14 protein-coding genes are annotated in these 11,374 nt (G+C 35.8%); 5 read left to right on the top strand and 9 right to left on the bottom strand.

Features of this window, described 5'->3' with window-relative positions; genetic code table 11:
* Positions 1-40 precede the first annotated feature (40 nt).
* The 4 genes from ACAN52_RS18475 to ACAN52_RS18490 form a co-directional block, all read right to left on the bottom strand.
* Positions 41-1,291 carry an aminotransferase class I/II-fold pyridoxal phosphate-dependent enzyme gene (locus tag ACAN52_RS18475; RefSeq protein WP_378956446.1) on the bottom strand — a complete coding sequence of 417 codons (1,251 nt, stop codon included), beginning with the start codon at positions 1,289-1,291 and terminating at the stop codon, positions 41-43.
* 199 nt (positions 1,292-1,490) lie between these two features.
* Positions 1,491-1,697, bottom strand: coding sequence for a small, acid-soluble spore protein, alpha/beta type (locus tag ACAN52_RS18480; protein WP_378956447.1), 207 nt, complete (start codon positions 1,695-1,697; stop codon positions 1,491-1,493).
* Between the two features lie 160 nt (positions 1,698-1,857).
* Positions 1,858-2,253: a class II SORL domain-containing protein gene (locus ACAN52_RS18485; RefSeq protein ID WP_378956448.1), complete on the bottom strand. Its 396-nt coding sequence runs from the start codon at positions 2,251-2,253 to the stop codon at positions 1,858-1,860.
* A gap of 118 nt (positions 2,254-2,371) precedes the next feature.
* Positions 2,372-3,499: a hypothetical protein gene (locus tag ACAN52_RS18490; RefSeq protein WP_378956449.1), complete on the bottom strand. Its 1,128-nt coding sequence runs from the start codon at positions 3,497-3,499 to the stop codon at positions 2,372-2,374.
* Positions 3,500-3,842: 343 nt separating this feature from the next.
* On the opposite strand from ACAN52_RS18490, the gene uraA reads away from it, so the two are divergent.
* On the top strand, positions 3,843-5,096 hold the full coding sequence (gene uraA, locus ACAN52_RS18495; protein ID WP_378956450.1) for a uracil permease: 1,254 nt from the start codon (positions 3,843-3,845) through the stop codon (positions 5,094-5,096).
* A 100-nt stretch (positions 5,097-5,196) separates the two neighbouring features.
* On the opposite strand, the gene ACAN52_RS18500 is transcribed toward uraA, so the two are convergent.
* The 3 genes from ACAN52_RS18500 to ACAN52_RS18510 all read right to left on the bottom strand — a co-directional run bounded on the left by ACAN52_RS18500 (position 5,197) and on the right by ACAN52_RS18510 (position 6,095).
* A complete protein-coding gene (locus ACAN52_RS18500) occupies positions 5,197-5,385 on the bottom strand; it encodes a DUF520 family protein (protein ID WP_378956459.1) in 189 nt (62 codons plus the stop codon).
* The gene (locus ACAN52_RS18505) at positions 5,358-5,819 is read right to left on the bottom strand and encodes a YajQ family cyclic di-GMP-binding protein (RefSeq protein WP_378956451.1); all 462 of its coding nucleotides are present in this window, start codon (positions 5,817-5,819) and stop codon (positions 5,358-5,360) included. The genes ACAN52_RS18500 and ACAN52_RS18505 overlap by 28 nt, the downstream gene beginning before the upstream one ends.
* Positions 5,820-5,843: 24 nt before the next feature.
* The gene (locus tag ACAN52_RS18510) at positions 5,844-6,095 is read right to left on the bottom strand and encodes a hypothetical protein (RefSeq protein ID WP_378956452.1); all 252 of its coding nucleotides are present in this window, start codon (positions 6,093-6,095) and stop codon (positions 5,844-5,846) included.
* 184 nt (positions 6,096-6,279) lie between these two features.
* Between ACAN52_RS18510 and ACAN52_RS18515 the strand changes: the two genes are divergently transcribed.
* The 4 genes from ACAN52_RS18515 to fba all read left to right on the top strand — a co-directional run bounded on the left by ACAN52_RS18515 (position 6,280) and on the right by fba (position 9,335).
* Positions 6,280-6,609 (top strand): hypothetical protein, encoded by a 330-nt coding sequence (locus ACAN52_RS18515; protein WP_378956453.1) that lies wholly within the window; start codon positions 6,280-6,282, stop codon positions 6,607-6,609.
* Between the two features lie 83 nt (positions 6,610-6,692).
* Positions 6,693-7,163 (top strand): hypothetical protein, encoded by a 471-nt coding sequence (locus ACAN52_RS18520; RefSeq protein WP_378956454.1) that lies wholly within the window; start codon positions 6,693-6,695, stop codon positions 7,161-7,163.
* 244 nt (positions 7,164-7,407) lie between these two features.
* Positions 7,408-8,280, top strand: a complete 873-nt coding sequence (locus ACAN52_RS18525; RefSeq protein WP_378956460.1) for an RluA family pseudouridine synthase — start codon at positions 7,408-7,410, stop codon at positions 8,278-8,280.
* Between the two features lie 119 nt (positions 8,281-8,399).
* Entirely contained in the window at positions 8,400-9,335 is a 936-nt protein-coding gene (gene fba, locus ACAN52_RS18530) for a class II fructose-1,6-bisphosphate aldolase (protein WP_378956455.1), read from the top strand.
* An 80-nt stretch (positions 9,336-9,415) separates the two neighbouring features.
* On the opposite strand, the gene ACAN52_RS18535 is transcribed toward fba, so the two are convergent.
* Positions 9,416-10,168, bottom strand: coding sequence for an ABC transporter permease (locus tag ACAN52_RS18535; RefSeq protein ID WP_378956456.1), 753 nt, complete (start codon positions 10,166-10,168; stop codon positions 9,416-9,418).
* Positions 10,165-11,094, bottom strand: a complete 930-nt coding sequence (locus ACAN52_RS18540) for an ABC transporter ATP-binding protein (RefSeq protein ID WP_378956457.1) — start codon at positions 11,092-11,094, stop codon at positions 10,165-10,167. Before ACAN52_RS18540 ends, ACAN52_RS18535 begins: the two co-directional genes overlap by 4 nt.
* Between the last annotated feature and the right edge of the window lie 280 nt (positions 11,095-11,374).

Consider the following 11,374-nt stretch of genomic DNA (forward strand, 5'->3'; position numbering starts at 1 on the left):
TATAATCAATAACAAGAAATAATGAATTGCCTTATTTGACTTAAGATGCTGCTACAGCTTGTATGGCTTTAGCAATCTTAGCAGCCATACCTTTAATTTTACTTGATGATACAGCACAGACAGCAATTCGAATACCTTTTGCTAGCGGTACTGCAAAGATATGGTCTTCATGTAATTTTTCGCACACTGCATCAGGTTGATCTGCAGGTATAGTCAAGAAAAATCCTGCAATATATGGAAGCATCTTTAGATTAGCTTCCTTAGCTTCACTCATAAAGATGTCTGCCCGGTTACGGATGAGTGCATAAAGTGCATCACGTTCTAACTCAGTTTGGGCTAAAAGTTCTTTGTCTTGATAAATAGTCGATAATAAGTTCATAGCACTATGAGTAATATTCGACCACGTAGCACGACTAGTATATTGATTTATATTTTTAAATTCTTCAATGACTTCTTTACTTGAAGAAACCCCAATCATAGCACCTGTACGTTGTCCGTACATGGTAAAACCTTTAGACATACTACATGCGAGAATTGGGAATATATTAGTGGGTAAACCACCCAGTTTTTTCAAGAAAGCACGACAAGCGTTTTTTTCACCTGCATAATCGATATAAGCAACATCAATGAGTGGAATAATACGTTTTTCAGTATCTTGAGCACACTCTTTAAATAATGCCAATACATTATCCCAGTCACTATCAGTTAAACTAAAACCCGTTGGATTATGAGCTGGTGTATTAATAATGACAACTACATTGGTTTGTTTACTTAATAATTCTTTTACTTTTGCGCTAAAAGCAGCAATATTAAATTTTTGTTCTTCATCAAATAAAGTATAAGTATCCAATTTACGTAAACTATCTTGACAGAGCACTTTATAAGGTCCCCAATACCAGTCAGAAGTCAAAATAGTATCCCCTGCATCAGAATAATTCCAGATAGTATGATGAATGGCACCAGATCCGCCAGATGTAGCAATCGCCTCAATATAAGCATCAGGTTTATGATCTGCAAAGGCTAAATTGATAAAAGCTTTCAAAAAAGCAGGTGAACCAGCAATAGGCGCATAGCTAATAATATTATTGATTGGTAATTCTCTAAACACTTTTTCAACAGTTGGTATGCAGGCTAATTTTTCTTGATCATCCATTAGAGCACCGATTGTAGCATTTACTACTTTATCATTACCATATTGAGCGGCATCTTTAACCGCAGCCGCATTAGCTCCAAAAATCTTATCTGTGGCACACTTTCCTTTGGCATGTGACGCGGCAACACTATCAGTCATTTCTTTTCCCCCTTGACATTCTTTCACAAAGTCCCACTTCCACAATGGGAAAAAACCACTTTGGAAATACACTTGTGTTTGTGATTATATTATCATAATTATTACTACCATTCCCTATTAATACATAAAACTCCTGCCTATATTCAATAAAAACATATAAAATATAAGCAGGCCTTTAGCCTGCTTATATTTGAAAATTCTATTTTTGACCACTAATCTGATTTTCTTGAGCTTGAATCATCTTGCGTACCATTTGACCACCGACACGTCCATTGTCAGCTGAACTTAAAGCACCTTTATAGGTATTCTTATAATCAGTTAATCCAATTTCAGCAGCGGTTTCTTCCTTCAATTGATCGAGAGCCTTTTGTGCGGCAGGATTCACAGGTTTTTTACTCCTTGACATTACACAAGACCTCCATTCAATTTTATTAGGTTCTGATCCTATCTTGCCTATAATAGAATCATTTAATACATTGAAAATTATGGTTATAGACTTTACAACAGACGCCAACAAATATAAAAACCTGCTCTTTAATAAGAACAGGTTTTTATATTTATTCCTTTTAACCTTCAACAGCAATAGCTTTAGAACTTTCCCATAAACCATGAATATTACAATAAGAAGTAGCCAATAATGTACCTGAAGTACTAATTTTCAAAACAGCTTTAGCTACTGGTTCAGCATAAACTGGTCCTTTATTAGCCCCTTCAACAGACTCACCATGAACATTAAATTCATAAGAACCAATTTCATAAGCAAATTTTCCATTATCAGGTTTAAAATATAATTTTATCCAACGAATATTATGTTCAGTAGTGTTAGGATGAGCAATTTCTTTACCTACAGATAAATCGACGCAGAATTTCTCACCAGCAGCCACCTTTTCTGGTGCTTCAATTACCGGAGCATGTTTTTCAATTTTCCAATCGGCACTTTGTATTACATCAGCAATTTTCATAAATCAAAATCCTCCTTTTAACATTTAATATTGGTTGGACCTATAGTTATATATTTGCCAACAATTCGGGAATTCCTTTTTAGTTTATATCTTTTTTTAATAATTATAACTATTTTCTCTATGGCCTAGATAAATTGACTTGTAACCTGCGCACTAATTTTCGTTCAACCTTATTCCATTCTTCTGGATCTTCCACTACAAGGGGTAGTAACTCCAATGATGTGTTGCATTTAAAATTTGCTTTGAGTATCTGTAATCCTTCTAAACCAGTCGTCGCGCTACAAGCCATAATTAAACTTTCTCGCTCAGCTTTACTTTCAATGAAACATTCAGCATTTCCACTTTCTCTTGACATGCCATAAATATAAGCTGTCTGAAATACAGGTATATGAGCATAGATGACAGACATTATCTTGATAAGAATTCCTGCGCACAACTCTAAATATTGTTTATTAATGACACGCATTTCTTTTTCTGTAAAAGTTGGGCGTCCCGATGATTGTACTACACACGTGATATTGGGGATAATCGTTTTAGGAGGGAACCAGACTTTTATTGATGGAATATTATGATATAAGTCAATTTCAACACTGGTGTCGAAGAAAAAATTAAGTTGATCTAATACATTTTCGATTTTAGCAAAAACTGATGAAATCTCTCCAGAAAATAAATCTTCAATAATTTTAATTCGTTCATTTTCATCCTTTTCGTGTTGTTCTCTCTCATCTGCAATTTTCTTTTTTTCATATGCAACTCGATTATCAATTTCTGTTTGTTTTTCCAATAATGTTCTTTCAATATAAAGGTGTCGTTCTTGTATGAGTAAAAACAATAAAATTAGTAATGCGAGAACACTAGCACCTGACATCCACAATACTATACTATTAGTTCCAACAATCAATATAAAAGCAGCAACAATTAATAAAATACCTCGCGCAATAATTGGGATGAAAAATTGACTTTCAGCGGCAACTTGCGCATCCTTTAACATATAGGAGTAGTCTGGTACTACTCTTTCTTTAAAAATGTTTCTAACCATCAGCGGTGTATAGTCAAATTCTTCATAGGAAAACTGACTTACTTCCAATAATTTATTCTCTACTGCCTGATAGTGCTCAGATTCTCGTCGCCAACGCTCAGCTTGGTCCACATGACGAAAGTATAACTCATCAACATAAATTTTTGTTTTTTCTTGCCGTGCACCTTGATTCTTTTTTGTTGATACACGATCTGTATTTTTAGCCATACTCTTGCCTCTCTTTCAACCACTCTCATTACATGTTTAATTACTCTATTTTCTTATTTTAAACCAAAAGCAAAGATATTCCTAATTATTTATTATAAAAAGAATAGACAAAGTGTATATTTTATGATACATTTTGATAAAATAACCTTTAATTTAGTCCAGAGAGACTAATAAGGTGCACAATGACGAGTCTTACCCAGACTGTGTCTCTACTGCCCTTAAAACTCTTGCTCTGGTAAGAGTTTTTTTATTGCGCAGTCAGCTTTATTGTAAGCAAGGGCAACTAAGGCTTAGAGCAAGCCAGGTTTTCTTTGTGTGCCGAAGGTAACTAAGGAGATATTTTATGAATACACGTATTATTCAAGTCGAGGAAAAACTACCTCTATTGCAAACATTCCCTCTCAGTCTACAACATCTTTTTGCCATGTTTGGTGCCACAGTGCTTGTACCTATTTTATTTAAAGTCAACCCGGCAACCATCTTATTATTTAATGGTATTGGTACTCTTTTATATCTTTTTATTTGTAAAGGTAAAATCCCTGCTTATCTTGGTTCCAGTTTTGCGTTCTTATCACCTGTATTTATCATTTTACCTCAATATGGATATAACGCAGCTTTAGGTGGTTTTATTGCCGCTGGCGTTGTTTTTTCCTTAGTATCTCTCATGATTAGTGTTGTTGGTACAAAATGGATTGATACAGTCTTCCCACCAGCAGCAATGGGCGCTATTGTCGCTGTTATCGGTTTAGAATTGGCACCTGTTGCCGCTGATATGGCAGGTCTTACTGCTAAAACATTAGATGCTAATGTTATTACGGTTTCTATGTTTACCTTAGCAGTGACAGTTCTCGGTTCAATCATGTTCCGTGGCTTTTTAGCCATTATCCCTATCTTAATCGGAGTCTTCGCAGGGTATGCGTTATCCTTTATCCTAGGGTTAGTAGATTTAGCCCCGATCGCCGCTGCTCCATGGTTCGCTGTTCCTACATTGTATACTCCTGAATTTAATTTTAATGCTATTGCCATTATCTTGCCTGCAGCTTTAGTTGTCATTGCAGAACACATCGGACACTTAGTCGTCACAGGCAACATTGTTGGTCGTAATTTAACTAAAGATCCTGGACTGCATCGTTCATTACTTGGTAACGGACTTTCCACAATCATCTCTGGATTTTTTGGTTCCACTCCAAATACTACCTATGGCGAAAATATTGGTGTTATGGCGATCACTAAAGTATATAGCGTTCAAGTTATTGCTGGTGCTGCGATACTGGCAATTATCCTTTCCTTCGTCGGTAAATTAGCTGCTGCGATTCAAAGTATCCCAGTCCCAGTTATGGGTGGCGTTTCCCTCTTATTATTCGGTGTTATTGCTGCTTCAGGTATACGTATACTCGTTGAGTCTAAAGTGGATTATAGCCGCGCACGTAATCTTATTTTAACTTCAATTGTGTTAATTCTCGGCATCAGTGGTGCCAGCATTACACTTGGTACCGTAACCATGAAAGGCATGGCACTAGCCACGATTGTATCAATTATTCTTAGCTTGAGCCTTAAGATCTTAGATATCCTAGGACTTACGAACGATAAAATCTAATTTTCCCCTATAAGAAAAGACTTGGAATCAAGAAAGTATTATGCTTGCTGATTCCGTAAAAAAAGCTTCCGCATATGCGGAAGCTTTTTTTGTTAATTTTTTATGAACGGAAATTGACAAATTGTAAATCAATACCAAAATCATGTTGTCTTAATTGAGCAATTGCGCTTTGTAAATCATCTTTATTTTTACCAATGACTCGTACTTGATCATCTTGATATTGGCCTTGAACTTTTAATTTACTACTTTTAATAAAAGAAATTACATCTTTAGCTTTTTCCTTGTCAATGCCTTTTTTGACAGTAACNCTTTATTTTTACCAATGACTCGTACTTGATCATCTTGATATTGGCCTTGAACTTTTAATTTACTACTTTTAATAAAAGAAATTACATCTTTAGCTTTTTCCTTGTCAATGCCTTTTTTGACAGTAACAATTTGTCTTACAGTTCCACTAAAACCCGATTCTACCTTGCCATAATCTAAATTTTTTAGAGAAATACCACGTTTAATAATTTTGGCTTGTAAAATTTCGATTACGTTTTTTAGTTTATGATCATCATCACCAACCACTTTAATTTGAGCACCTTCTAAAGTCACTGAAGCTTTACTACCACGAAAATCAAACCGTTGACCCACTTCTTTTACTGTTTGGTTTACAGCATTATCAACTTCCTGTAAATCTACATCGGATACAACGTCAAAAGAACAATCCTTCGCCATACTATGAACCTCCATTTATAATATTTATTTTCTAAGCCCTATCCTTACTGTTTTGCGAACTACCACATAAAAAAATGCTAATACTCCACCAATCGTAAAGAAAAAAGCTACTGGCTTGACCATCAAAAGCTCAGAACTACCTACTAAACTAAATAGCAATGATGTCATGTATGCCAAGAATAATTCGCCGTATCTAGAACTATTCCGCCGAGGAGCAATAAACACCCAAACTAAAAATCCCAAAGCAACAATATTGCTATTTTGCATTAATTCCATATTAGTCACCTCATTATAAGCAGTTAACACTTATAAATTCGGACAAAAAGTACTTTTTCCTGCATGTTTTTATAATAATATTTCTTTTTTACAAACAATTTATATAGTGTCATTATGTTTCTGGTCTTCATATGATGTATCAGATACTCTAATAAAATATCAATAAAGGAGGCTATCAAAATTTATGGATGGCAAATATCCACATTGGTATCATGATGAAATGGAAGAATGTTGCCCCCCTATGGGGCAAGTGATGATGCACCAAGAATGTATGCCACCTAAAGCATATGCATATCCTGAAAATTCTTTCAAAGATCGCTTGTTATGTATGTTGGGCGATGATGTCATTTTTTCAGTTGATGCACGCATATGTCGCCAAGAATCATTTTGTGGTACCTTATGTCATGTCGGTTGTGATTTTATTATTGTTAATATCTGCAAGCATCGCAAACCTCTATCAATGATGGTACCTATTAAAATGCTTCGATTCATTGGTCCTAAATCAAATTGCTAATTTACAAATTATTAACCAAACCTTCATATTGTATTCACTCATAGCATAAAATACGGAAAATTCCTTTGCGACAGGGAGGTATTATGTTGAAGAGAACACAAACAAAAAAACCGATGTCACTTGATTTAGAGCATATTCGTATGCTTCATGCTGAAGCGATTGAACAATTAGATTTAATGTATACAACATTGGAAGCAGCTGAACAAGCTAACGATACAATGCGTGATCGTCTGGATGACATGTCTATAAACCACTGGGATGCCTATATGGACGTCACCCATCTTATCTGTATGCACGATGAAGCCATGAGTTCTGCAATGAAAAAATATAGCACACAAATGAGAGAAGCACAAAATGACTCTGGAGAGCGTCAATTAGGTCTACATCGTGTATGCCTCCTCTTCTTATTACTAGCCCTACTACGTCATCATCGTCGATTAGAACATATTTTCAGCTTGCGAGGCACTCCCATGAATGATTACTTTCAAGAATCTCTAACGATGGAACGAGAACATATTTCTCATTTAATTGCGATGACACAAACTCTACTATAAGATAAGATTTGGCTTATAACAAGTCCTCAGATACAGACACAATCTTTAGTCGTCCTTACTTGGAATCAAAAAATCTATCTTTTTTTGATTCCACAAATAATGAGTGGGAAAGGGCAATCCTTCGATTGTCCTTTTAACTCGTATAAAGGATTTTTCTATCTATTTACCGAAATTAAGTATTACATCAATATAAATTTAAATTTTGTAGATACTATTTGTTTAGATATACCTAGAAGGAGTACTCATAATGGATTTATTAGTTCCTGACTCGACAGGTCCCATACCTATAAAAGATTATCTACGCCGTCATATCGGCTTTTCACTTACCATCTGGCGAAAGATTAAACACTCAGGTACTTTATTGGTTAATGATCAAAAAATCCCTCTCAACCATATTCTATCTCCTGGAGATAAGATCACTGTCAATTGGCAACAAGAGTGTACAATCATACCGACTGAGCTGCCACTTACCATTTGTTATGAAGACGAGTATCTTCTGATCGTAGACAAGCCTGCAGGTATGTTAGTACACCCTACTACTTCAGAACATCAAATGACTCTCGGTAATGCGATCATGTATTATTTTCAAAAGAATCAACTGCCTTATAGCTTTCACCCCGTCCATCGTCTAGATCGCAATACCTCAGGTCTAGTCCTTATTGCGAAGTTACCTCATATTCAACATTTACTCTCTCACAATGATATAAAGAATATTAAACGTCAATATCTGGCCTTTGTTTCAGGTTTAATCATACCTGATGAAGGTATAATTGATGCACCGATTGCTCGACATCCAGATAGTATCATCCAACGTGTTGTTGATGAGAACGGTCAAAATGCTACGACTAAGTATAAAGTAATCAAAAACTTTAAAGAAGCAAGTTTAGTAGAATTGGCGCTTTTAACTGGTCGTACTCATCAAATTAGAGTACATTTATCATTTCTTGGGCATCCTTTGTTAGGAGATGATCTCTATGGTGGATCAAGGAACCTGATTGGACGACAAGCTTTACATGCTGCTCGGCTATACTTCACCCATCCTGTTTCTGGCGAAATCATTGATATCTCAAGCCCACTCCCTGCAGACTTGCTAGAATTAATAGAAAAAATCAGCTAGCAGTAAAAGTATAATTTATAACTTGTCAGTATAATCATATTTTATTACATTATTATCCGCAATATGTTATAATGAAACAACATAAATACCATATGATACAAATATTAGGAGGGATTACCTTGCCATTAGTTAGTACAAAAGAAATGTTTAAAAAAGCCTATGAAGGTCAATATGCTATTGGTGCCTTCAATGTAAACAACATGGAAATTATCCAAGCAATTACTGAAGCGGCAAAAGAAGAAAATGCTCCACTTATCCTGCAAGTTTCCGCTGGTGCAAGAAAGTATGCAAAACATAATTACTTAGTACATTTAGTACAAGCAGCGATTGAAGACACTGGTCTTCCTATTGCACTTCATTTAGATCATGGTGCTGATTTTGAAACTTGCAAATCTTGTATCGATGGTGGTTTCACTTCCGTTATGATTGATGGTTCACACCATAGCTTCAAAGACAATATGGAATTAACAAAACGTGTCGTTGACTATGCACATAACAAAGGCGTTTTTGTTGAAGGTGAACTAGGACAACTTGCTGGCATTGAAGATGATGTCAATGTATCTGCTGAAGATGCTTCTTATACTCATCCTGAGCAAGTTGAAGAATTTGTAAAAAGCACGGGTGTTGATTCTTTAGCAATCGCTATCGGTACAAGTCATGGTGCTTTTAAATTTAAACCAGGTCAAAATCCACAATTGCGTTTTGACATTTTAGAAGAAATTGAAAAAAGACTCCCTAACTTCCCAATTGTTTTGCATGGTGCTTCTTCTGTTATTCCAAAATACGTTGACATCATCAATAAAAATGGTGGTAACTTAGCAGATGCTATTGGTATACCAGAAGATATGTTACGTCAAGCTGCTAAAATGGCTGTTTGCAAAATTAATATTGACTCTGACTTGCGTCTTGCTTTAACAGCTGGTATTAGAGAGCACATGTTCGCTAATCCTTCACACTTCGACCCAAGACAATATCTATCACCTGCTAGAGCATACATTAAAGAATTAGTTAAACATAAACTCGTTCATGTTCTTGGTTGCAACGGCAAGGCTTAATTTTATATACAACAGAAGAGGCTATCTCAATTTTTTGAGATAGCCTCTTCTGTTATGCTTCAAAATAGTATTTTCTTATTTTAGCTAATAAGACGCTTTTTCAATAAACGAACAGGTATAGCAGCTAGTAGGATAGAAAGGACAATTAAGCTCCCAGCATGCTGCCACAATCTAATACCAACCTGCCCAACGACAAGAGCACGACACACCTCTACACTATGATATAAAGGATTGATCCAAGATACAATTTGTAACCACTCCGGCATTGAAGAGATAGGAAAAAATACACCTGCAAACAAATACATAGGAGTTGTAACAAGGGTAATATAATAATTAAGATAATCAATATGAGTAATTATACCTGTATAGGACAAAGCCATCAGTGCAAACACTGTCCCAGGTAAAATAAGAAATACAGGAATTAGTAGCGCCCAAGCTGACTGTACTTGTCCCATCATCCCAATGACTAAAAGAATGACAACACCAAATACAATATTTTTTATAATGGCAATCAGAACTTCACCAAGGACTAGGTCAGTCACTGTCCCGGGGGCGGCTAACATGGCATGAAAATTTTTATGATAATGAAGTCTAACAAAACTTGCATAGGTGCACTCAAAAGTAGCAGCCCACATGGATGCTGAAGCTACCATACCTGGAGCAATAAACTGAATATAGCTCATACCACCTATATCCTGAACAAGAGATCCTAAACCAAAACCCATGGCGGAAAGATAAAGAAAAGGCTCTATGGCATTAAATACCATATTAGACCATAATGTGCGACGAAATACAATTAAATGTCTTTTTAAAATTTGTAATGCCATTCTCATGCTTCTTCCCTCTCCCCAGTTAATTTTAAAAATACATCCTCTAGGGTTGCAGGCCTAAGATAGCAATCTCGTTGGGATAATCCGATTTCATCTAGCTTATCCCATATTTCACGACTATCCTTCGTAAAAATAAACAAACTATCTACCATATATTCGCCCCTAGCGCCCATTGCTTCAATTTTTTCATTAATTTGTGGAGGCAACATATCAATAGAAATTCTAACTTCAATAACAAAAGGTAGTATATATTCCTCTACTAATTCTTCAGGGCTTCCCTCTGCAAGTATTTCCCCATCATTCATAATCACCAGCCGATCACAAAGCTGAGCCGCCTCTTCCATATAATGAGTCGTCAATAACATAGTAACTCCATCTTCTTTGAGTTTTCTCAACTTTTGCCATACTTGGCGGCGTGCTTGTGGGTCAAGGCCTGTTGTAGGTTCATCTAAAATAATAATTTTAGGATCATTAATCAAGGCTCTAGCGATCACTAAACGACGTTTCCCCCCACCAGAAAGCATATCCACATTTACATTCATTTTATCTGTAAGTCCCATAAACTCTAATAATTCTTGCCCTCGCTTAATTGCCTCCTTAGACGACATACCAAAATAACTTCCATACACTTCTAGATTTTCGATCACTGTTAATTCAAGATCTAGATTATCCTCTTGCGGAACAATACCAAAAATTTGTTTAATATGAGGTGGCGTTAAATGCATAATTCGTTCTCCCATCACACTTAACTCGCCTTCTTCAACAACTGACAATCCATAAATCATCCGCATAGTAGTCGACTTTCCCGCTCCATTATGGCCCAAAAATCCAAAACATTCACCTTGCGGAATAGCAAATGAAATACCCTTTAATGCCCGAAAATCTCCATAAGATTTGGCTAACTTCTTAGCCTCAACAATGTAATCCATAGTAATACTCCTCTAATAAAATCTTCATTATATTGCTATCATAAATAAAATCAGCTGCAAATATCAAGATTACTTTTCCTATATATGTATAGTAGCTATATTATATAGGAAAAGTAATTTTGATACAAATTAATAAGAGAAAGCACCATTCATTAAATGGTGCTTTTTTGAAAATGACTCCTGGAGTAGGACTCGAACCTACGACCGATGGTTCAGCCGATTCTCTACCTACTGAGCGGCGACTGGCGATAATGCCCCATCTGCGTCGTTATCAGTCCGG

Source organism: Pelosinus sp. sgz500959 (genome assembly GCF_042610375.1).
Lineage (GTDB): Bacteria > Bacillota > Negativicutes > DSM-13327 > DSM-13327 > CTSoil-075.

Excerpts from the sequence above, each read along its gene's own strand:
- ACAN52_RS18475 (WP_378956446.1), bottom strand. The coding sequence starts at position 1,291 with ATGACTGATAGTGTTGCCGCGTCACATGCCAAAGGAAAGTGTGCCACA.
- ACAN52_RS18480 (WP_378956447.1), bottom strand. The coding sequence starts at position 1,697 with ATGTCAAGGAGTAAAAAACCTGTGAATCCTGCCGCACAAAAGGCTCTC.
- ACAN52_RS18485 (WP_378956448.1), bottom strand. The coding sequence starts at position 2,253 with ATGAAAATTGCTGATGTAATACAAAGTGCCGATTGGAAAATTGAAAAA.
- ACAN52_RS18490 (WP_378956449.1), bottom strand. The coding sequence starts at position 3,499 with ATGGCTAAAAATACAGATCGTGTATCAACAAAAAAGAATCAAGGTGCA.
- uraA (WP_378956450.1), top strand. The coding sequence starts at position 3,843 with ATGAATACACGTATTATTCAAGTCGAGGAAAAACTACCTCTATTGCAA.
- ACAN52_RS18510 (WP_378956452.1), bottom strand. The coding sequence starts at position 6,095 with ATGGAATTAATGCAAAATAGCAATATTGTTGCTTTGGGATTTTTAGTT.
- ACAN52_RS18515 (WP_378956453.1), top strand. The coding sequence starts at position 6,280 with ATGGATGGCAAATATCCACATTGGTATCATGATGAAATGGAAGAATGT.
- ACAN52_RS18520 (WP_378956454.1), top strand. The coding sequence starts at position 6,693 with ATGTTGAAGAGAACACAAACAAAAAAACCGATGTCACTTGATTTAGAG.
- ACAN52_RS18535 (WP_378956456.1), bottom strand. The coding sequence starts at position 10,168 with ATGAGAATGGCATTACAAATTTTAAAAAGACATTTAATTGTATTTCGT.
- ACAN52_RS18540 (WP_378956457.1), bottom strand. The coding sequence starts at position 11,094 with ATGGATTACATTGTTGAGGCTAAGAAGTTAGCCAAATCTTATGGAGAT.